The following is a 21,157-nucleotide window of genomic DNA, read 5'->3' on the forward strand; positions in this document are numbered from 1 at the left end:
AGCCTGTCCCCATCCCCGTTCCGGGGACTCTCCCGAAGGTATTCTCACAAGGAAGAAGAGGGCGGATCTGCCCATTCGATTGGCTGATGGCCTTGAGCGGTCAGCCAATCATTGATCCGGCTGAAAGGACGGCTGCCAAAGAAACCCCGTCTCGCCGACAGGGGCGAGGGGTGGGCGGTGGCAATCGTCAGGTCCTGCTTTCGGGGAAGCCCGGCGGCGGCCTTTTGCGCATGGCCTCCCCAAAGCAGGAATGCGAGCGGGCCATGGCGCTGCGCCTCGGCGATGGCCTGCTGTGCGAGCTTGTGCCAGCCCCATTTGGCATGGGCGCCGGCAGAGCCGGCGGGGACGGAGAGCGACGTGTTCAACAGTAATACGCCCTGCCGGGCCCAATGCGACAGGTCGCCATTCGCGGGACTGGCGCCGATATCCTCGCGCATCTCGGCATAGATGTTCCGCAGCGACCGGGGCAGCGGGATGTCGGGTGCAACCGAAAAGGCCAGCCCATTGGCGTGGCCCTGCGTCGGGTAGGGGTCCTGGCCCAGGATCACGACGCGCAGCCTGTCCGGCGAGACGGCCTCCAGCGCGGCGAAAATCCGATCGGGACCGGGCAGCCAGCCACGTGTATCGAGCAACCGGTCCCGGATCACAGGCCAGTCCTGATCGAAGAAGGGCAAATGGGCCCAGGCCTCGGGAGGGGTCATGCTTCCGGTGGGCCGGTGACCTCGGCCAGATGGGTCAGCCGGGCCTTGGCCTTGCCACTGTCGATGGACTCGGCGGCTTGTGCTGCGCCTTCCCGCAGATCGCCGGCCCTGCCCATGATCACTAATGCTGCCGCGGCATTCAGCAGGACCGCATCGCGATAGGCCCCGGCCTGCCCATCCAGAAGCGCGCGGAAGGCGCGGGCGTTGTCCGCGGGCTCTCCTCCGATGATCGCCTCGAAAGGATGGCGGGGCAGCCCGGCATCCTCGGGAGTGACTGTGAATTCGCTGACCTCGCCATCCTTGAGCGCGGCGACATGGGTCTCGCCCGCAATGCTGATCTCGTCGGTGCCGTCACTGCCATGAACCAGCCATGCCGCGTCGGAACCCAGATCACGCAGCACTTCGGCCATGGGGCGGAGCCACTGGCTGCTGAACGCGCCGGTCAACTGGCGCCGCACCGAGGCCGGATTGGTCAGCGGCCCCAGCAGGTTGAAGACGGTGCGGGTGCCCAGTTCGGCGCGGGGCGGGCCGACATGGCGCATGGCCGGGTGATGCATCGGCGCCATCATGAAGCAGATACCGGCCCGGTCCAGCGCCTGCTGCGCCATCGCCGGGCCGCCCATCACATTGATCCCCATATGGGTCAGTGCGTCCGCCGCGCCGGATTTCGAGGACAGGTTGCGGTTGCCATGCTTGGCGACCGGCACGCCCGCGCCTGCGACGACGAAGGCCGTTGCGGTCGAGATGTTCAACGTGCCCTTGCCATCACCGCCGGTGCCGACGATATCCATCGCGCCATCGGGGGCCTGCACCCGGTTCATCCGCGCACGCATGGCACGGGCGGCGGCGGCGATTTCGTCCACGGTTTCGCCGCGCACGCGCAGCGCCATCAGCAGCCCGCCGATCTGGGCGGGAGTGGCGGCGCCGTCGAACAGGGCCGAAAAGGCGGCCTCGGCCTCGGGGCCGGTGAGCGGGCGGGTGGCGGCGATGCCGATCAGGGGGCGGATATCGGTCATGCGGCCTGCTTTCCCGGCCGGCAGCGGGCAAGGAAATTGCGGATCATCTCGTGCCCATGCTCGGATGCGATGGATTCGGGATGGAACTGCACGCCTTCGACCGGCAGGTCCGCGTGGATCAATCCCATGATCGTGCCGTCATCTGATCTGGCGGTGATACGCAGGCAGTTGGGCAGGCTCTCTGGCTCGATGGTCAGCGAATGATAGCGCGTCGCCTTCAGCGGCGAGGGTAGACCGGTGAATACCCCGCTGCCGTCATGGCTGATCGCATCGACCTTGCCGTGCAGGATGCGGCTTGCGCGCACCACCTTGCCGCCGAAGGCCTCGCCGATGGCCTGATGGCCAAGGCAGACGCCGAACAGGGGCAGTTCGCGCTCCGCTGCTGCCCGGATCAACTCGACGCAAATCCCGGCCTGTGCGGGGTCGCAAGGGCCAGGAGAGATCACGATGCCGTCAGGTTGCAGCGCCAGCGCCTCTTCGACGGAGAGAGCATCATTGCGTTTCACGACCACCTCTGCCCCGGCTTCGCCCAGATAATGCACGAGGTTCCAGGTGAAGCTGTCGTAATTGTCGATCAGAAGGATCATTGTCTTGCCTTGGTTCCGGGGCGGTTTCCCCCCGCATGCGGGTTCGCTATAGATGGGCCAAAGCGCGCCGGGGGGTCAAGCCCGGCCAGAGGGTGAAGAGGCGGATGGCACGGGGATTCTGGACAGGTTTGCTGCATGGCGCTGTAATCAGCGCCATCGGGCTGGGGGCATTGTCGTTATTGGCGCCGCTGCCGAAGGAAATCGGGGTTGCCGGGTCAGAGGATCGCATGGCTGGTGATGCGCCCGAATCGGTGCCGGAGGCGGAAACCGCGCGGGACGATCCGGGGCCCGATACCGGAGCGGGGACGGCACCGCAGGAGGTGAAGACCGGAACGGATAATACCGCGGCAACGGGTGCCACGGCAGAGTCAGTCATCGAAGAGGGCACGGCAGAGCCCGCCACGGCGGAGGACGAGGACCAGCCGCAGGCGACGGCGATAGACTTGCCCGTCGGTTCCGATTTCGGGCGCGGCGGCGATGCGTCGCCGCAATTGCCGGCGCCCTTGGCCTCTTCGCCATCGGAACGATCCGAACCCTCGGCGGTCAGCGCTCCGGCTTCTGAGCCGGCTCCGGTTGCAGTGACGGGTGCGGAGCTGCCTCCCGAGGCGGTGGTGCCCGGCAGCGAATTGTCGCAATCCGAAACACCCGAAACCGAGGAGGGGCTCGGTTTCGACCTGCCGTCATCGCAATCCGCACCGGCTGCACCGGAGGCGCCCGGCAAGGTTCGGGCCAGCGGGCAGGACAGCCTGCCCGCATCTACCCCGGTCGAGGCGATAGCCGCACAGCCGCCCGAGGAAGAGGTGCGACCGGCCAATTCGTCCGGTCCATCCGTTGCGGAAAGCGAACAGGAAACCACGGTGCCGGATCTGCCTTCCCCGGCGCTCGATCTGTCCACCCCGCCGGATCTGTCCGATCTGCGCGCATTGCAACGGGATTCAGATGCAGCCGGTCAACCCTAATATTGTCGCGACCTTCGCGCCCCCGGTGATGGAGGCGCGGCGCTGGCTGCGAGGCGTGGACTTTCCGCCCGATCGCCCGCTGATCAATGTCAGCCAGGCTGCCCCGGTCGAACCTCCGCCAGAGGGGCTGCGCCGCGCGATTGCCGAGGCGGCCCTGGAGCGGTCTGATGCACATCTTTACGGGCCAGTGCTGGGCAACCCCGATCTGCGCGAGGCGGTCGCGGCAGAGTTCTCCACTGCCTATGGCGGACGCGTCGATCCGGAGCAGGTGGCGATCACGCAGGGCTGCAACCAGGCCTTTTGCGCGGCGATCAGCACGCTTGCGAAGGCGGGGGACGAGGTCATTTTGCCGGTGCCATGGTATTTCAATCACAAGATGTGGCTGGACATGCAGGGCATCAAGGCGCGGCCACTGGCTTGCGGACAGGACATGCTGCCCGATCCCGGAGAGGCCGGAAAGCTGATCGGGCCGCGCAGCCGCGCCATCGTGCTGGTGACGCCGAACAACCCGTCGGGTGCGGAATATCCGGCGGAACTGGTCGCGGGTTTCTTCGAACTCGCGCAACGCCACGGGCTTGCCCTCATTCTCGACGAAACCTACCGCGATTTCGACAGCCGGACGGGGGCTCCGCATGACCTGCTGACCCGGCAAGGCTGGGAAGAGACGGTGATCCAGCTTTACTCCTTTTCCAAGGCCTACCGGCTGACCGGGCATCGGGTTGGGGCGCTGATCGCGTCCCGTGATCGGATGTCCGAGATCGAGAAATTCCTCGACACGGTGGCGATCTCGACCTCGCAACTGGGGCAGATCGGGGCGCTGTGGGGAATGCGGAACCTGCGCGGCTGGCTGGCCGGTGAGCGCGAGGAGATCCTCGCGCGCCGCGCCGCGACTGTCCGGGCGATCTCGGGGCTGCCGGGGTGGCGGTTGAAAACTGCCGGGGCTTATTTCGCTTGGGTCGAACATCCTTTCGGTCTTTCCTCCGCGAAACTGGCGCCGCGCATGGTGGCCGAAATAGGTGTGCTGGCCCTGCCCGGAACGATGTTCCTGCCGCAGGACGACCCTTTGGGGACCGGGCATTTCCGTATCGCCTTCGCCAATGTGGACGCTGCCGGGATTGCCGAACTTGCCGAAAGGCTTGGCAGTTTCGTCGGCTGAAGGCTTGTCGCGGCTGCACACCCGTCCTAAAGACGATCCCGACACGATCGAGAGGAAGCCCGTGGCATGAAGAACCTGCGCACCAAGGGGAAATCGACCATCGTCTGGATCCTGATGGGTCTTCTGGTCCTGGGGCTGGGTGGGTTCGGCGTGACCAGCTTTTCGGGAGGTTCGAGCGAGATCGGATCGGTCGGCGCGACGAAGGTCACCGCCGATGATTATGCCCGCGCGCTGCGCTCGGAACTGAGCGCCTATTCGCAGCAGGCGGGACAGCTATTCACCATGGCACAGGCCAGGGCGATCGGGCTGCCGCAGATGATCCAGGCACAGCTTTTCACCGCCGCCGCGCTGGAAGAGGAGACCCGCCGCATTGGTATCTCGGTCGGCGATCAGCGGGTTGCGCAGACGATCTCGAAGGCGCCGGCCTTTCAGGGCCCGAATGGGCAGTTCGACCGGAGCGCCTATTCCCAGATCCTGCGCCGCGAGGGGCTGAGCGAGGCCGATTTCGAAGAGCAGATTCGGACCGACGAGGCCCGGATGCTGCTGCAGCGCGCCGTAAGCGAGGGGGTCGTCGCGCCGGAAGCCATGGTCGATCAAACTGCGGGCTGGCTGCTTGAAACGCGTGATTTCAGTTGGCACGAGGTGAAGGCGGACGATCTCGAAACTCCTGTCTCGGATCCGGACGAGGAAACGTTGAAGGCCTGGCACGAGGCGAATGCCGACCGTTTCACCGCGCCGGAAAAGCGCAAGCTGAGCTATGTCTGGCTGACCCCGGAGATGCTATCGGACGAGGTCGATCTGGACGAAAATGCCCTGCGGGCGGCCTATGAAGAGCGTATCGACCAGTATCGCCAGCCCGAGCGGCGGATCGTCGGCAGGCTGGTCTTTCCTTCGATGGAAGAAGCCCAGGCCGCCAGGGAACGGCTGGATTCCGGCGATATAACCTTTGACGAACTAGTGGCCGAACGGGGCCTGACAGTGGACGACATTGATCTGGGCGAAGTCACACGCGAGGATCTGGGGCAGGCCGCCGACGCGGTTTTTGCGCTGGAGGCTCCGGGAATCGCCGGTCCGGCTCAGACCGATCTCGGTCCGGCGCTGATTTCGATGAACGCGATTCTGGAGGCGGTGGATATTCCCTTCGAGCAGGCGCGCGAGGATTTGCGTGCCGAGGCCGCGCTGGATCGGGCGAGCCGGATGATCGACGATCGGATGGGGGAATACGAGGATCTTCTGGCCAGTGGCGCGACACTTGAAGAAATGTCGGAAGAGACCCCGATGGAGTTGGGAAAGCTGGACTGGTCGTCGGACATGGAGCCCGGGGAAGGCAGTATCGCCGGTTATCCGGCCTTCCGCGAGCGAGCGGGCGAAATCAGCGAGAATGATTTCCCGCAGATCGAGCGGCTGGATGATGGCGGCATATTCGCGATACGGCTGGACGAGGTGGTTCCGCCCACGCTCCGGCCGTTCGACGAAATTCGCGATGAGGTTGCCGCGGACTGGCGGGCCGCGGAAGTCCATCGGCTCCTGCTTGCCCATGCCGAGGAGGATCGGGTGAACCTGATCTCGGCCGAAACTCCCGATCCCAATGCCGTGGATACGGAAGAGGATGAGGATACCAATGCCACGACCTCCCCTGCTGCGCAGGAGGAACCCGCTGACGGGACGGAGGAGACCGTCGCTGCCGTTGATCCGCATTTGCAGTGGAACACCGAGACGGGGCTGACGCGCGATGGCTGGATCGAGGCCCTGCCGCCCGCGCTCATTACCGAGGTTTTCGATATCGATGCCATGGGCGATATCGAGATCGTGGATGCCGATGACCGGGTTTTCCTGGTGCGGCTGGATGCGGTCCACGCGGCGGATCTTGACAGCGAGGATGCTGTGCAGGTGCAGGACAGGGTCCGGCAACGTCTGGCGCAGTCGCTGCAGGCGGATATCTTCGAGTATTATGCTCGCGCCGCGCAGAGCAAGGCCAAGGTCGAGGTCAACCAATCGGCCATCGATGCCATCAACGCCCAGGTTCAGTGATGGAACTTTCTCCGGATTTTGCCGAGTTCGAGGCGGGTTGGGCCGAAGGGCACAACCAGTTGGTGACGATCCGGCTGGCCGCCGATCTTGATACGCCCGTCAGCCTGATGCTGAAACTGACGGATGCCGCGCCGATGAGCTTCATGCTGGAATCGGTGACAGGCGGGGAGATCCGCGGCCGCTATCAGATCGTCGGGATGAAGCCGGATCTGGTCTGGGAATGCCGTGACGGCAAGGCCCGGATCAATCGTCATGCGCGGTTCTCGGATGAGTTTCAGTCCGATGATCGCCCGGTGCTGGACAGTCTGCGCGCGCTGATCGCCGAAAGCCGGATCGAGCGGATGCCCGAAGGAGTGCCGCCGATGGCGGCGGGGCTGTTCGGCTATCTGGGCTATGACATGATCCGGCTGGTCGAGCATCTGCCGGACGTGAATCCCGATCCGCTTGATCTGCCCGATGCCATGCTGATGCGGCCTTCGGTGGTGGCCGTTCTGGATGGGGTGAAGGGGGAGGTGACGCTCTGCGCTCCGGCCTGGCATGTTGCGGGGGAAAATGCCCGCGCCGCCTATGCCCGCGCCGCCGAGCGGGTGATGGATGCGCTGCGCGCGCTGGACCGTCAGCCCTCCGAGCCCCGCGCATTGGGACATGACGCGGCCATCGGCGAGCCGGTCTCGAATTTTGCCAAGCCGGACTATCTGGCGGCGGTCGAGCGGGCCAAGGAATATATCAGGGCAGGGGACATCTTTCAGGTCGTGCCCTCGCAGCGCTGGCGGATGGATTTCCCGTTGCCGCCTTTCGCGCTTTACCGCAGCCTGCGCCGCACCAATCCCTCGCCATTCATGTTCTTCCTGAACATGGGCGGTTTCCAGATCATCGGCGCCAGTCCCGAGATCCTCGTGCGATTGCGCGATGGCGAAGTTACGATCAGACCGATCGCCGGAACCCGGCCGCGCGGCGGTGACGAGGCCGAGGACCGGGCGCTGGAGGCCGATCTGCTGGCCGACCAGAAAGAGCTGGCCGAGCATCTGATGCTGCTGGACCTGGGCCGCAACGATGTGGGGCGGGTGGCAAAGACCGGCACGGTGCGCCCGACCGAGCAATTCGTGATCGAGCGCTACAGCCACGTCATGCATATCGTTTCGAACGTGGTGGGCGAGTTGCGCGATGGCGAGGATGCGCTCTCTGCCCTTCTGGCCGGGTTGCCTGCCGGGACCGTTTCCGGGGCGCCCAAGGTTCGCGCGATGGAGATCATCGACGAGCTGGAACCCGAAAAACGCGGTGTCTATGGCGGCGCAGTGGGCTATTTCGCCGCCAATGGCGAGATGGACATGTGCATCGCCCTGCGCACCGGATTGGTCAAGGACGGAGCCCTGTATATCCAGGCCGGTGGCGGTATCGTCTATGACAGCGATCCCGAGGCGGAATTCCAGGAGACCGTCAACAAGAGCCGCGCCCTGCAACGGGCCGCCGAAGGGGCGGCGCGTTTCGTGCGCGGGAATGGTTGAGCTCAAGGTCGGGTGAAGCCATGAGTCATTCCGGGGAATGAAAAAGGCGGCCACCCGGGCCGCCTTTTTCATGCGATGGACCTGTTGCGGCCAGCCATCAGTTGCTGACCGGTTCGTTTCCATTCCCGCTTTCGTCCCGGGCCAGTTCGGCGTCACCCGACAAAGCTGCCGTGCCGTCATTGGGTTCGATGACCCCCTCGGTCGAGGCGTTCGGATCCGTGGCTCGGTCGCGGAACACATATGCCGGTGCGACCTCGGCCTCTTCCTTGGTCAGATCGCTCGTGATCTCCTGTGCGTCGGCATTTACCGTCAGTTGCTCCCAGGGCACGGCAATCTGCTTTTCTCCGATTCCAAGGAAGCCGCCGACACCGATGACCGCCGCGATCATCTCGCCGGTTTCTCCATCCAGGATCAGGTCGTTGATACTTCCGATCGCAGAGCCATCCGGCGCCGTCACCATCGCATCGGTGATCCAGTCCAGGCGCAGCTCATTCGTGGCCTGCTCCTGCGCGATCTTGCCGCTTTCCGTGACCTCGGCCTTCAGCGCCTCTTTCGCGCCCGCGGCTGGCTCGCCATGGGCTTCCGCAGCCGGAACCATGGCGGGCGTTCCGGTCGCCGCGTCCTGCGCGAAGGCGGGGACACAAGCGAGGGGCAGCACAAAAGCGGCCGTCATGAAAAGCCTGCGCATTAAAGTCTCCTTTTCAGTATAGGTATCGCACCGGGATATTTGCGTGGTGCAACACCATGAACCAATGCGCCGGTTGGGGTCCGGGTTCCCGCATCGGGGATATCTTGACATATTGTTTACATTGCCCGGAGACGCGGTGGCAAAAAGACAACCCTGCTACGTCCGGGAGGCCGGATCTCAATCCTCGCCGCGATAGGGCTGCACATATTGCAGTGCCATGTCCCAGGGAAAGAAGATCCAGGTATCCTGGCTGACCTCGGTCACATAGGTCTGCACCATCGGCTTGCCCTGGGGCTTGGCATAGACGGTCGCGAAATGCGCCTTGGGGAACATCTCGCGGATCAGTTCAAGCGTGCGGCCGGAATCGACCAGATCGTCCACGACAAGAATCCCGTCGCCATCGCCCATCAGTTCCGGGTCGGGACGTTTCAGCACTTCCAACCCGCCCCGTTCCTGCTTGTGATAGGATTTGATGCTGATCGTGTCGATGGTGCGAATGTCCAGTTCCCGCGCGACAATCATTGCCGGAACCAGTCCACCGCGAGTCACGGCAACGACGGCACGCCAATCGGTCCCGTCCAGCCGCCACGCGAGGGCGCGTGCGTCGCGGTGCAATTGGTCCCAGCTTACGTGGAAACCCTTTTCATGGGGCAGGCGGTCCATTGTCACTCTCCTTGAATGCCGCAAATCCTGATCGGCTCCCATACGCAGCCGGTTTCATGCCGTATAATAGCTTTGCGCCGCGAAAGGCAAAGCCATCCGGTCGCGCAGGCCGCCAAAAACCCGCCATCAATGGCGCGCACGGCTCATGATCTTGGCGACGATGGGGGCAAGCGTGATGACGATGATGATCCGCAGCAGGTGATGACTGACCACATAAGCAAGGTCGGCACCCGCGATGATGGCGATCACGACCATTTCGGCCTGACCTCCGGGCAGAAAGGCCAGCATGGCGTCCAGCGCCGGTGCCAGACCCAGTTGCACGATGATCTCGAAGAAGACCAGGCTGATGCAGGCCAGGATGACCGCATGCACCAACCCCGCCGTCACGTCGATGCGCAGCTCCCGTCCGGTAATGCCGACATATTTCACGCCCACGGTGATGCCGATGAAGAATTGCGCCGCCTGAAGGATCTCGGCCGGGGGGCGGTGCTGGATGACGCCGGAAAGCGACAGGATCGCGGTCAGGATCATCGGCCCGAGGATCGAGGCGCCGAACAGTCCCAGCCTTTCCGCTATCTTCCAGCCGAAGAAACCCGAGGCGACCATCAGCAGGATCTCATAGGGGGCGGTATCGCGGATCGGGGCTCCGGGCGGCTGCGAGAGATCCACGCCCCAATAGGCATGCATGATCATCGGTGCGACGGTGACAAGCACCAGAACCCTGGTCGCATGGATCAGCGACAGGGCGCGGACATCGCCGCCCGCCTCTTCGCCGAAGACCAGCATGTCCTGCAGCCCGCCGGGCATGGTCGCATACCATGCGGTCGGATGGTCGAAGCCGAAAAGCCGTCGGAACATCGGATAGCCGATCAGTGCGATGACCCCGATGAACAGGGGCACGAAGGCCAGCGAAGCGGCAATGCCCGGCAATTGTCCCAGCACCTGCGGCGTGATCGAGGCGCCCACGGCGACGCCCAGGAAGGTCCGCATGAAGACGGCGAATCCGCCCGCTCCCATCAGCGGCGCACCGGCCAGCGCCGCGATCAGGCAGGCAAGCATCGGACCCAGCAGCATCGGCAGGGGCAGACCAAAGAGCAGGAAGATTCCCGCGCCGACGGCGGCCAGCGCCAGGGTCAGGATACGGCGTTTAGTCGAGCTCATATTCTTCCAGCAAAGCGGCATATTGGGCGCCGTGCATGTCGCGGTCGGCGGCGGAACCCTGCACCACCGGGCGCGGGATGCTGAACTTGACGACCCGCAGATCCTCGATGTCGAACCGTTTCAGGAGTTGCTCGGGCACCCGGTACAATTCGGCGACCGCGCGAGTGTGCAGATTGTCCCGGACCTGCCGAAAGATCTCGGGCCGATCGCAGAAGATGTCGATGGTCACCCAGAACGGGCCGGCATTCTTGGAACGCACCTTCAGGACGAGATCGCCAAGCCTCATGCCGGAACCTCCGCGCCGATCTGGCTGAGCCCGATCCGGAACGCCTCCATCGGGTCGTTCAGCCGCATGACATGGTTCAGCGCGAATTCATACAATGGCCCCCGGTCGGTCGTCGCGGGGGAATAGGGAAAGGCGAAGGTCGGCAGTTCCTCGCTGTCGGTCAGCGGGTAGTGCAGGACGAAGGGGTTGATCAGCTTGCCGATCTCGGCAGCCACAGCCTGGGAGGCGGCGGTGATGATGCCCAGCACCCCGATCTCGACCGGATCGCCGGAACGACTTTCAAGATTGCCAAGCGCCCCGTTCACCCCGATCAGCCGGAATTCGAGGCTGTAAGCGCCTTGCCTCAATCCCATCCGGCTCTCGATCTCGCCGGTCAGATAGGCGGTGAGCCGCTCCACCCATAGAGATGCGTTCTTCACGTAATGGGCATTGCGCAGGATGGCGAGGATGGTGGTCTGATATCCGGCGATCCGCGCGCCCTCCAGCTTGACGGTATAGGGGCCGGGCACCCATTCCGAGCCCTCCACCCGCACGCGGCGCTGGTCCAGCGCGGTGTAGCGCGCGCCGGTCACGTCCAGAAAGCCGCCCGGTTCATACAGCCGGAACGGGTCGGAATTCTCGTAAAGCATATGGGCCGAGACTGAATGCGGCGTGCAGGCGGCGCTTTCGGCCATGGGCTCGACCGTGAAGCCGTCCGTGTCGAAATCGACCATGATCACTCCCGAGGTCGGGTTGGTCGAACACAGCGCCCCGCATTCGGCGATCTTGGCGCCGTGCCATGCGCCCCCGGGGGCATCCCCGCGCAAGAGCGGCAGGGCGGCGATGGTGGCGGTGTCGGTGGTGCGGCCGGCGATGACGATATCGGCACCGGTGGCAAGCGCGGCCTGTATCTGCTCGGCCCCCGCCAGGGCGACGATATTGGTCAGATCGTCCAGCCGGATCTCGGGGGCGGGGGGCAGTGGCGTGACATCTTCGGCCTCAAGCGCCCGGGCGATGCGCCCGACCGGCTGGCCGGAATAGAGCCGCGCGATTTTCAGGCTTTGGCCTAGTTCTTCGGCAAGTTCGGTAGTGATGTCATGCATCCAGTCCACCGTGCTGTCGGTGCCGCAAGTACCCGCGGTGCCGATGACCAACGGCACGCCAGCCTCGGCGCGGGCTTGCATCAGGATGCGCCATTCGGATTTGGTCGCGGCGCGGGAATATTTCGACTGCCCGGCGCCAAGGCTGAAGGGCCCACTATCCGTGGACCCTCCGTCAATGCAGATGATGTCGGGCTTCATGGCCACTCCGCGTGCCAGCGCCTTGCGGTCGAAGCCGAGGCCAAGAACGCCCGAAGGCACCAGAACGCGAGTCGGCATGTCAGTCTCCTACCTTGGGTTCGGTTTCCGGCAGCGGCGGCCTCTTCAGGAAGCTGCGCAGGAAGATCGGCGCGATGAAGCCGAGAACCGCCGCGATCCACAGCCCGATTGCGATAGGCGAGCTGAACAGGAAGGTCCAGTCCCCGTCCGACAGCACCATGGCGCGGCGAAGATTGTCCTCCATGGCGTTGCCCAGCAGGATGCCGAGGATCACCGGAACCGTCGGGATTTCAAGCTTGCGCATGATATAGCCCAGCACCCCGAAGCCCACCATCATCAGCATGTCGAAGCTGGAGCCGGTCAGCGAATAGATGCCCACGAAGGCGACCATGGTCACGCCCGGCAGCAGGATCCATGCCGGCACCGACAGGATATGAACAAAGACCTTGACCATCGGCACGTTCATCAGCAGCAGCACGATATTGGCGATCAGCAGCGCCGCGATCAGCGACCAGACCACTTCGGGCCGCTCGGCGAACAGCAGCGGTCCCGGCGTGATGTTGAGCGTCAGCAGCAGCGCCAGCAGCACCGCGGTCGTGCCCGATCCCGGCACGCCGAGTGTCAGCATCGGCACCAGCGCGCCACCGGCGGCGGCGTTGTTGCCGGCCTCGGGCGCTGCGACGCCGCGTGGATTGCCCTTGCCGAATTGCGACTTGTCGCGGGCTACCGATTTCTCGGCCGTGTAGGCCAGGAACGATCCCAGTGAGGCGCCCGCGCCCGGCAGCACCCCTGCGACAAAGCCGATCCCGGTGCCGCGCAGCATCGCCCCGGTGGTTTGCCTCAGCATTCGCCATGGCACGAGGATCTTGCCCAGTTTCACGCCGATGGCACTGTTCTTGCCATGAGTCTCGATGAAGAAAAACACCTCGGCGACCGCGAAAAGCCCGACGATGGCGACAAGAAAATCCACCCCGTCCTGCAGATGCAGCTCGCCAAAGGTAAAGCGTGGCATGCCGGTGGTCTTGTCCAGCCCGATCATGGCGATGCCAAGGCCGATCGCGGCGGCCATCGCCGCCTTGGCCTGGTTATTGGAGCCAATTCCGCCAAGCGTGCAGAAGGCCAGCATGTAAAGTGCGAAATATTCCGCCGGGCCGAACTTGAAGGCAACACGGGCCAGGTAGGGGGCAAAGATCATCAACCCGATGGTGGCGATGAAGGCGCCCACGAAAGAGGCCACGCCGGATACGACCAGCGCCTCGCCCGCCATGCCCTGCTTGGCCATCGGATAGCCGTCCAGCGTCGTCATCATCGCCGGCTCGTCGCCCGGGATGTTCAGCAGGATCGAACTGATCCGGCCGCCATACATCGCTCCGTAATAGACAGAGGTCAGCAGGACGAGAGCCGAGATCGCGTCAAGCCCCATCGAAAAGGAGATCGGGATCAGCAGCGCCACCCCATTGGCGGGACCAAGCCCGGGCAGGGCGCCGATTATGGTGCCGACAAAGCAGCCGATCACCGCCAGCAGCAACGTGTAGGGAGAGATGGCGATGGAAAAACCCATCGCGAGATTGCTTAGAATTTCCATGGTTCAGAACCCCCAGCCCGCAGGCAGGCCCTTCAGCCCCAGTCCAAGGACGACGCGGAACAGCACGAACAGCCCGATACCCAGGCCCGCACCGGCGATTGCCGCGCGTTTCGGATGGCCGCCGATCTGCCAGCTCAGGATGCCTGCGACGATCACCGTCGGCAGGATGAATCCCAATGGTTTGATTGCAAAAGCGTATCCGATCAATGCCGCAAAGGCGATGCCCAGTTGCAGCAGCATCGGTCCGGCGGGCCATTCGGCCTCGGGATCGGGGCGCAGGATCATGCTGACGGCACACAGGATGATTACCCCCGCGATCATGTATGGAAAGGCGCGGGGCCCCACCGGATCGGACATGAAGCTGGTTCCGATGCGACTGGCGGTGAGGATATACCCCAACGCCAGCACGATCATGACCGCTCCGAAGATACGGTCGCCGCGGATCATTGCAGCAACCCGATATCTTTCGAGATCTTCTGGACCTGGGCGATGTTGTCAGCCACGAAGGTTTCGAAGTCCTCGCCATAGATGCTGTAGGGCGCGAGGCCGTTCTCGGTCATGACCTTCTGCCATTCCTCGCTTTCACCGACCTGCTTCAGTGCATCGACCCATTTCTGGTAGTCCTCGTCGCTGATACCCTTGGGCACATAGATGCCGCGCCAGTTCATGGCGACGATGTCGATGCCCTGCTCCTTGGCGGTGGGCACGTCCTCGAAACCTTCCACGCGCTCTTCCGACAGCACCGCGATGGGGCGCACATCGCCGGACTTGATGAAGCCGGTGATTTCCGAAAGGTCGCCGGTCATCGCCTGCGCGAAACCGCCCACGGTTTGGGTAATCGCATCGGCGCCGCCATCGACACCGATATACTTGACCTTGCGGATATCGGTGAAACCGGCCTTGTCCAGCGTCATCAGCACTTTCAGGTGATCGAAGCCACCCACGGCCGAACCGCCCGCAAATGCCACCGAGGAGGGATCGGCCTTGATCGCCTCGACCAGGTCGGTCAGGGTCTTGTATTCACTGTCGGCTGCCACGACGATCACGCCGGGATCGCCGCCGATCGTGCCCACCCAACGCACCTGATCGGGCGTTGCGCCGCCAAAAGCGTTCTGGGCAAGGCGCGTGGTGGTCGCGGATGATGCCGCGATGAAGACATTCGGATCGTCATTGCGCTCGTTCACGACCTGCGAATAGGCCACGCCACCGCCGGCCCCGGCGAGGTTCGTGACCTGCACCAGATCGGGCACCACGCCCAGTTCGGTCATGATTCGGCCAATCTGGCGGCAGGTGAAATCCCAACCGCCGCCCGGATTGGCCGGGGCAATGCATTCCTCGGCGGCCGCGGGAACAGCGATACTCGTGAAAATTGCGGCAACGGCCGCTTTGGTCCAGTTCTTCATGATATCCTCCCATAGGATCATTCGACTCCCGCGCAGGATCACGGGATTGCGATAACTACAATTTGATGAAAAGCTGACATGAACCTGTCACGTGCTGCCCAAAAGTTGAACAAATGCGATTTCTGTTGGTCGAAGACAGTGATGAATTGGCGGCTGCGGTGGCTTCGCGGTTGGCGATGGACGGGCATGGCGTTGATCGGGCCGCGAGTTTGTCCGAGGCTGGAGAGTTTCTTGAATCCGCGCCTTACGATCTGATTTTGCTGGATATTTCATTGCCTGATGGTGATGGAAGGGATTTTCTCCGCCAGGAGAGAAAGGCCGGACGTGATACGCCCGTCATCATGATGACCGCGAGCGCCTCGGTCAGTGACCGTGTCAATACGCTGGATCAGGGCGCGGATGACTATATCACCAAGCCCTTCGATTTCGCCGAACTGCAGGCCCGCTGCCGCGCGGTTCTGCGCCGCCGCCATGCCGGGGTGGCCGATAGCCGGCAGCATTACGCGGGCTTTGTCTTCGATGCCCTTGCCGCGACCCTGACCATCGGTGAGGAGGAGCGCGAATTGCGGGCGCGGGAGTTGCGGTTGCTGGAGATCCTGCTGTCGCGACCCGGCCAGGCCTTTTCCAAGGCCCATCTCATCGACCGGCTGTTTTCATTCGACGAAGAGGTGAGCGACAACGCCATCGAGGTTTACGTGGCTCGGCTGCGGCGCAAGCTGGAGGGTTCCGGGGCGCGGCTCGAAACGCTGCGCGGAGTCGGATACCGGCTGATCCCGGAATGAGACCCCGCACGGCACGTCAGGCCCGCTTTTCGCTGCGCAGGCGGTTGGTCTGGCAGTTCGTGGCGCTGTCCGGGCTGTTGGTCCTGGCGCTGTTCTTCGCCGTCCGTTTCGCGGCCGAGCGCGCTTCCCGCGCCAGTCAGGACGCGATTCTGGAGGCTGCGGTCATATCGATCGGCGACGGGTTACGGGCTGTGGACGAGGGGCTGGAACTCGATCTGCCCTATGCGACATTCTCGATGCTGGGCGCGATGGGGGATGAGCGGGTATTCTACAGCCTGACCACGAAAGAACGGCTGATCACCGGTTATGATAACCTCCCACTGCCGCCCGAGATTCCCGGCGATCTTTCCCCGGTGTTCTGGGATGCGGATTACCGGGGCAACCGGTTGCGCATGGCCGCGATTTCGCGCCGGGTGCTGGTGGATGCGCAGGTCGAGGAAATTACCGTAACTCTCGGACAGACCCGCTATGGACAGGCGGCAATCGCCCGGGAAACGGCCCGCAGTTCAGTATGGATCGGGCTGGGCTTTTTCATGCTGGCCTTGCCGCTGGCGCTCTGGGCGGCGCGCGCGGTGATTCGCCCGGTGGATCGTCTGGCCGAGGCGGTCGCCCGGCGCGGCCCGCATGACCTGCGGCCGGTTCGTCATCCGGCGCCGCGGGAATTGCTGCCGCTGGTAGGTGCCCTGAACGGCTTCATCGCGCGGCTGCGGGGTGCGCTTGCGCTGGCCGAGACCTTTATCTTCGAGGCCGCCCATCGCATCCGCACGCCGCTCTCGCTGGTTCGCACCGAGGCCGAGATCGCACTGGCCGAAACAACGGACGAGGCGACCCGTCAGCGGCTGCGCCGGATGGTCCGCGCGATCGGGGAAAGCAGCCGTTCGGCCAGCCAGATCCTCGATCACGCGATGGTCTTGTATCGCAGCGACCAGTTCTCTGCCGCGCCCGTCGATTTCGCGGCATTGTCCGGCGCGGTGCTGCGCTCGATCCGGCCCGTGGCGGAAATGCGCGAGATCGAGATACATGTCGAGGGGCTCGCTTCGCCTTGTCTCGTTCCGGGTGATGAGCGGATGATCGAGGTCGCCCTGCGTAACATACTCGACAATGCGCTGAAATATTCGCGGGCGGAGGGAGAGGTGCATCTCTCCCTGATCCGGCATGACGGCATGGCCGAACTGTCGGTGCTGGACGAGGGTAGGGGGCTTGGCCCCGGAGACGAGGACCTGACCGCTCGCTTTCGCCGGGGCAGCAATGTCGGTGATATTGTCGGCTCGGGCCTTGGCCTGACCATCGTGAACGAAGTCGCGGTCGCGCATGGCGGCCGCTTTATCCTGAAATCCCGACCAGAGAGGGGCACATGCGCGCGCCTGTCCTTGCCGCTGTCCGATCCGTCATCTTCTTCCTGACGCTGGCATTCCCGGCCGCTGGTTACGAGATCGAGGAAAAGCGTTACTTCGGCCCCGACGGCGGGCGCGAGATTTCCGTGCTGTCCACCACCGACCTGGCCTCTATCGCCCCGGTGCTGGATGATTACGCCGCCAGCCATCCGGGACAGCGGATCCGTTACGAGCAGGCCGCCAGTGTCGAGGTGTTCCGCGCCATTCACGACGAGGGTGCGGTTTTCGATCTGGTCATGTCCTCGGCCATGGATCTGCAGATGAAGCTGGCCAATGACGGCTTTGCAGCTTCGATTTCGCCCGAAACCGGGAGGTTGCCGGACTGGGCGCGCTGGCGCGATCAGCTTTTCGGCGTCGGGCTGGAGCCGGTGGTGACGCTGGCGTCACGGCAGGGGCTTGGCGATCTGCCGGTGCCAAGAACGCGGCGCGACCTGATCGCGATGCTGCGCGAGAATCCGGCGCGTTTCAACGGGCGTATCGCCAGCTACGACCCTCAGGAATCCGGTGTCGGCTATTTCCTGATGTCGCAGGACAGCCAGCAATCCGAAAGTTTCTGGCGTCTGGCCGAGGTCATGGGACGCCTGAACGCCCGGCTGTTCTGCTGTTCGGGCGGGATGATCGACGAATTGCGCGCGGGCCGGGTTGCCGTCGCCTATAATGTCGTGGCCAGCTATGCCGCGCGTTTCGCGCCGGACGATCCCGATATCGTCCGCGTCGCGCTGGAGGATTACACGCTGGCGATCGTTCGCTCGGCACTGGTGCCGTCCAATGCGCGCAACCCGGCGGGCGCCACCGACCTTCTGTCCTACCTGCTGTCGGAGCCGGCGCAACGCAAGATCGCGGCCAGCGCCAATGTCGCGCTGATTCCGGGCACGGGACCGAAACCCTCGATCCATCTGCGCCCTATTCGGCTGGATACCGGGCTGTTGGTCTATGACGACCAGTTGCGAAAGGCGGGGTTGCTGGCCGAATGGAATGCGGCGATGGTTCAGCCCTGACCTCTTGACCGCCAACGGCAGCGGGTCTTGTCCGACTTTTGTCCGGGCTGCGAACAGCGTGATCTCTCTTGGCGAGACCGATTCCATATGCTAAGCGATTCCCGTTCTCAGGGCGGGGTGCAATTCCCCACCGGCGGTGATAGCCCGCGAGCGCCTTCCTTTGGGAAGGGTCAGCAGATCCGGTGAAATTCCGGGGCCGACGGTATAGTCCGGATGGAAGAGAACCGTGGCCGATACCCTTCCCATGGGCCGGTCATGGCTCATGCTCTGGGACCTGACGCAATTGAACGGAAGGTTCCTAAACGATGACCAAGACGACCACCCCCCGCATCGCATTCATCAAGGCCCGCTGGCACGCCGATATCGTCGACCGTGCCCATGAAGGCTTTACCGAAGAGGCTGCCCGGATCATCCCCGGAGCGCGGATCGACGCCTTCGACGTGCCGGGCGCGCTCGAGATGCCGCTCCTGGCCAAGAAACTGGCGAAGACCGGCAAATACGACGCGGTCGTCGCGGCGGCGTTCGTCGTCGATGGCGGCATCTATCGCCATGATTTCGTGGCCGGCGCGGTCGTGACCGGGCTGATGAATGTCGGGCTGGAAACCGAGGTGCCTTGTTTCTCGGTCTCGCTGACGCCGCATAATTACCAGGAGGTCGAGGTGATGACCGCCTTTTTCCGCGACCATTTCGTCAAGAAAGGCCGCGAGGCTGCCGAGGCTGTTCGTCAGGTTCTGGCGCTGGACGCGGAACTGGCCGCAGAGGATCGCGCCGCGGTCGCCTGATCGCGACGGGTCTACACCGGCGGACCGGGATTGGCTATCCGCTTCGGGACGACATCTATCGGAAGGACCCGTACCATGCCGAATCCATTCGCCTTTGCGACCGCGACCGAGATCCTGTTCGGTCGCGGTCAGGCTGCCGCTGCGCCCTTCCGGATCGCTGCCTTGGGTCAAAAGGTGCTGCTTGTTCATGGCAGCAATCCCGCCCGCAGCGAATGGCTGAGACGTGACCTGATGGCGGCAGGCTGCGAGGTGACTGATTTCCGGGTTGCGGCCGAGCCCGACATGGCGATGATCGAGGCGGGCGTCGCGGCGGCCCGCTCGGCCGCTGTGCAGGTCGTTGCCGGGATCGGCGGCGGTGCGGTGATCGATGCGGGCAAGGCCATCGCCGCGCTGGTTCCCGCGACACGGCCGACGCTGGATCATTTGGAGGTCGTGGGGCGGGGTCTGCCGCTGGACCATCCGCCGTTACCCTTCGTGGCCATGCCGACCACGGCGGGCACCGGGGCCGAAGTCACCCGCAACGCGGTGATCGGTGTGCCCGAGCATCGCCGCAAGGTCAGCCTGCGGGACGCGCGGATGCTGCCGCGATTGGCGATCGTCGATCCGGCGCTGACCGATCTATCTCCGCGTGCCGTGACGCTGGCCTCGGGGCTGGACGCGGTGACGCAGGTGATCGAGCCTTATGTCTGCACCCGCGCCAATCCGCTGACCGATGCGCTGTGCCGTGATGCGATTCCGCGCGGGCTGGCGGCGTTGCGCCGCCTGATGGAGACCGAGGATGCGCAGGCGCGCGACGAGATGGCATGGGTCAGTCTCTGTGGTGGTTTGGCGCTGGCGAATGCGGGGCTTGGCGCGGTGCATGGGCTGGCGGGGCCAATTGGCGGGTTGACCGGGGCGGCGCATGGGGCGATTTGCGGAGTGCTTTTGCCGCATGTGCTGGCTGCGAACCGGAACGCCGTGACGGATCGGGCGCATGCTGCGCGGCTGGACGAGGTGGCGGTGTGGATCGGCGATGCTTTCGACCTTCCGGATGCGGGGCCAAGGCAGGCGGCGGATGCATTGGCAGGCTGGTCGCGCGCCAATGGACTTGCCTCGCTGACGGGGCTCGGCGTCGATATTCAGGCGCAGCACGCGGCGGCGGAGGCGGCGGCAAGCTCGTCATCGATGAAGGCCAATCCGGCGGTTCTGTCCGCCGCGACATTGCGCGGGATCATGGAGGCGGCGGAATAAGGGGGTGCGGTTCGCCTGTCTACGCGGAGCCCTTTTCCTGATGCCGGGCAAAGAAGGCGGACATGCGGCGGGCGATATCCTCGGGGATTTCCTCGGCCATGTAATGGCTGGCATCCACCGCCTCACCCTCGACCGTTTCTGCGCGCTGCCGCCACAATGCCAGAGCATCGAAACATTTCCCGATCACCCCGTTCCGTGCCCAGATAACCTGCAGCGGCACGGTCAGCTTGCGGTCCTGATCGGCATCGTCATGCTGCTGGTCGATCGTCGCTGCCGCCCGGTAATCCTCGCAACTGGCATGGATGCAGGCGGGATCCCTGAAGGCGGCAAGATATTCCGCAAGCGCCTCTGCCGCGAAGGGATTTTTGCCGCCGGCCTGGTTGATGCATTTGGCTTTCCAGAATCCTTCCGGGTCCAGCCCGATCTGGTTCTCGGGCAGGGGACAGGGCTGGATCAGGTAGAACCAGTGCCAGTAGGCCGTGGCGAAGGCGGCATCGGTATGGGCATACATTTCGCGCGTCGGCGCAATGTCGAGAAGCAGCATGGAGCGCACGGCCCCGGGCATGTCCAACCCCATCCGATGCGCGACCCGCGCGCCCCGGTCATGCGCGCCGACATGGAAACTGTCATGACCAAGGGTCTGCATGACCTCGACCAGTTCGCGTGCCATCTCACGCTTGGAATAGGCCGCATGATCCGGGTCAGATGGCGGCTTGTGCGACCGGCCATAACCGCGAAGATCGGCGCAGATCACCCGGTGGTCACGGGCCAGGATCGGGGCCACCCGATGCCACATTGCCGAGCTTTGCGGATAACCGTGCAGGAGCAGCACGGGTGGGCCCTCGGGATGGCCTCCGTGACGCAGAAAGATCCGGCCTTCGCCGACCGGCACGTATTCCTCGGTGAAGCCCTCGAACATGCTGTCTCCTCCT

General features: G+C 64.3%; 21 protein-coding genes and 1 riboswitch. Of the genes, 9 read left to right on the forward strand and 12 right to left on the reverse strand.

What is annotated here, in order from left to right; translation table 11 throughout:
* Positions 1-44: 44 nt before the first annotated feature.
* Genes C9E81_RS18650 through C9E81_RS18660 form a run of 3 tightly spaced genes read right to left on the reverse strand, consistent with a single transcriptional unit; the run spans position 45 to position 2,304 of the window.
* A complete protein-coding gene (locus C9E81_RS18650) occupies positions 45-701 on the reverse strand; it encodes a uracil-DNA glycosylase (protein ID WP_122113871.1) in 657 nt (218 codons plus the stop codon).
* Positions 698-1,717: an anthranilate phosphoribosyltransferase gene (gene trpD / locus C9E81_RS18655; RefSeq protein ID WP_122113872.1), complete on the reverse strand. Its 1,020-nt coding sequence runs from the start codon at positions 1,715-1,717 to the stop codon at positions 698-700. The genes C9E81_RS18650 and trpD overlap by 4 nt, the downstream gene beginning before the upstream one ends.
* Positions 1,714-2,304 (reverse strand): anthranilate synthase component II, encoded by a 591-nt coding sequence (locus tag C9E81_RS18660; protein WP_122113873.1) that lies wholly within the window; start codon positions 2,302-2,304, stop codon positions 1,714-1,716. The genes trpD and C9E81_RS18660 overlap by 4 nt, the downstream gene beginning before the upstream one ends.
* Before the next feature lie 104 nt (positions 2,305-2,408).
* Between C9E81_RS18660 and C9E81_RS18665 the strand changes: the two genes are divergently transcribed.
* The 4 genes from C9E81_RS18665 (at position 2,409) to trpE (ending at position 7,955) form a co-directional block, all read left to right on the forward strand.
* Complete coding sequence (locus tag C9E81_RS18665; RefSeq protein ID WP_122113874.1) at positions 2,409-3,263, forward strand: hypothetical protein; 855 nt, start codon at positions 2,409-2,411, stop codon at positions 3,261-3,263.
* Positions 3,244-4,419, forward strand: a complete 1,176-nt coding sequence (locus C9E81_RS18670) for an aminotransferase (protein ID WP_122113875.1) — start codon at positions 3,244-3,246, stop codon at positions 4,417-4,419. The genes C9E81_RS18665 and C9E81_RS18670 overlap by 20 nt, the downstream gene beginning before the upstream one ends.
* Positions 4,420-4,485: 66 nt before the next feature.
* Complete coding sequence (locus C9E81_RS18675) at positions 4,486-6,450, forward strand: peptidylprolyl isomerase (RefSeq protein ID WP_243698724.1); 1,965 nt, start codon at positions 4,486-4,488, stop codon at positions 6,448-6,450.
* Positions 6,450-7,955 (forward strand): anthranilate synthase component I, encoded by a 1,506-nt coding sequence (gene trpE, locus C9E81_RS18680; RefSeq protein WP_122113876.1) that lies wholly within the window; start codon positions 6,450-6,452, stop codon positions 7,953-7,955. The genes C9E81_RS18675 and trpE overlap by 1 nt, the downstream gene beginning before the upstream one ends.
* A 97-nt stretch (positions 7,956-8,052) precedes the next feature.
* Here the strand turns inward: trpE and C9E81_RS18685 are convergent, their stop codons facing one another.
* The 8 genes from C9E81_RS18685 to C9E81_RS18720 form a co-directional block, all read right to left on the reverse strand.
* Entirely contained in the window at positions 8,053-8,643 is a 591-nt protein-coding gene (locus C9E81_RS18685; RefSeq protein WP_166461975.1) for a PRC-barrel domain-containing protein, read from the reverse strand.
* Between the two features lie 177 nt (positions 8,644-8,820).
* The gene (gpt, locus tag C9E81_RS18690; protein ID WP_122113878.1) at positions 8,821-9,306 is read right to left on the reverse strand and encodes a xanthine phosphoribosyltransferase; all 486 of its coding nucleotides are present in this window, start codon (positions 9,304-9,306) and stop codon (positions 8,821-8,823) included.
* A gap of 126 nt (positions 9,307-9,432) precedes the next feature.
* Positions 9,433-10,467 (reverse strand): AbrB family transcriptional regulator, encoded by a 1,035-nt coding sequence (locus C9E81_RS18695; protein WP_122113879.1) that lies wholly within the window; start codon positions 10,465-10,467, stop codon positions 9,433-9,435.
* Positions 10,454-10,753 carry a DUF4387 domain-containing protein gene (locus tag C9E81_RS18700; protein ID WP_122113880.1) on the reverse strand — a complete coding sequence of 100 codons (300 nt, stop codon included), beginning with the start codon at positions 10,751-10,753 and terminating at the stop codon, positions 10,454-10,456. Before C9E81_RS18700 ends, C9E81_RS18695 begins: the two co-directional genes overlap by 14 nt.
* Complete coding sequence (locus C9E81_RS18705; protein ID WP_122113881.1) at positions 10,750-12,111, reverse strand: acyclic terpene utilization AtuA family protein; 1,362 nt, start codon at positions 12,109-12,111, stop codon at positions 10,750-10,752. The genes C9E81_RS18700 and C9E81_RS18705 overlap by 4 nt, the downstream gene beginning before the upstream one ends.
* Before the next feature lies 1 nt (position 12,112).
* Positions 12,113-13,636 carry a tripartite tricarboxylate transporter permease gene (locus tag C9E81_RS18710; RefSeq protein WP_122113882.1) on the reverse strand — a complete coding sequence of 508 codons (1,524 nt, stop codon included), beginning with the start codon at positions 13,634-13,636 and terminating at the stop codon, positions 12,113-12,115.
* A 3-nt stretch (positions 13,637-13,639) separates the two neighbouring features.
* Complete coding sequence (locus C9E81_RS18715; protein WP_243698725.1) at positions 13,640-14,083, reverse strand: tripartite tricarboxylate transporter TctB family protein; 444 nt, start codon at positions 14,081-14,083, stop codon at positions 13,640-13,642.
* Entirely contained in the window at positions 14,080-15,039 is a 960-nt protein-coding gene (locus C9E81_RS18720; RefSeq protein ID WP_122113948.1) for a Bug family tripartite tricarboxylate transporter substrate binding protein, read from the reverse strand. The genes C9E81_RS18715 and C9E81_RS18720 overlap by 4 nt, the downstream gene beginning before the upstream one ends.
* Positions 15,040-15,152: 113 nt before the next feature.
* Here C9E81_RS18720 and C9E81_RS18725 point away from each other — a divergent pair, with 113 nt between their 5' ends.
* The 5 genes from C9E81_RS18725 to C9E81_RS18745 all read left to right on the forward strand — a co-directional run bounded on the left by C9E81_RS18725 (position 15,153) and on the right by C9E81_RS18745 (position 20,225).
* On the forward strand, positions 15,153-15,821 hold the full coding sequence (locus C9E81_RS18725; RefSeq protein ID WP_122113883.1) for a response regulator transcription factor: 669 nt from the start codon (positions 15,153-15,155) through the stop codon (positions 15,819-15,821).
* Positions 15,818-17,224, forward strand: a complete 1,407-nt coding sequence (locus C9E81_RS18730) for a sensor histidine kinase (protein WP_122113884.1) — start codon at positions 15,818-15,820, stop codon at positions 17,222-17,224. Before C9E81_RS18725 ends, C9E81_RS18730 begins: the two co-directional genes overlap by 4 nt.
* Complete coding sequence (locus C9E81_RS18735; protein WP_122113885.1) at positions 17,176-18,213, forward strand: ABC transporter substrate-binding protein; 1,038 nt, start codon at positions 17,176-17,178, stop codon at positions 18,211-18,213. The genes C9E81_RS18730 and C9E81_RS18735 overlap by 49 nt, the downstream gene beginning before the upstream one ends.
* Positions 18,214-18,312: 99 nt before the next feature.
* Positions 18,313-18,442: riboswitch (FMN riboswitch) on the forward strand.
* A 76-nt stretch (positions 18,443-18,518) separates the two neighbouring features.
* Positions 18,519-18,995, forward strand: a complete 477-nt coding sequence (locus C9E81_RS18740) for a 6,7-dimethyl-8-ribityllumazine synthase (protein ID WP_122113886.1) — start codon at positions 18,519-18,521, stop codon at positions 18,993-18,995.
* Positions 18,996-19,070: 75 nt separating this feature from the next.
* Positions 19,071-20,225 carry an iron-containing alcohol dehydrogenase gene (locus C9E81_RS18745; protein WP_122113887.1) on the forward strand — a complete coding sequence of 385 codons (1,155 nt, stop codon included), beginning with the start codon at positions 19,071-19,073 and terminating at the stop codon, positions 20,223-20,225.
* A gap of 19 nt (positions 20,226-20,244) precedes the next feature.
* On the opposite strand, the gene C9E81_RS18750 is transcribed toward C9E81_RS18745, so the two are convergent.
* On the reverse strand, positions 20,245-21,144 hold the full coding sequence (locus tag C9E81_RS18750) for an alpha/beta fold hydrolase (RefSeq protein ID WP_122113888.1): 900 nt from the start codon (positions 21,142-21,144) through the stop codon (positions 20,245-20,247).
* Between the last annotated feature and the right edge of the window lie 13 nt (positions 21,145-21,157).

Source organism: Paracoccus alkanivorans, assembly GCF_003697785.1.
Classification (GTDB): domain Bacteria; phylum Pseudomonadota; class Alphaproteobacteria; order Rhodobacterales; family Rhodobacteraceae; genus Paracoccus; species Paracoccus alkanivorans.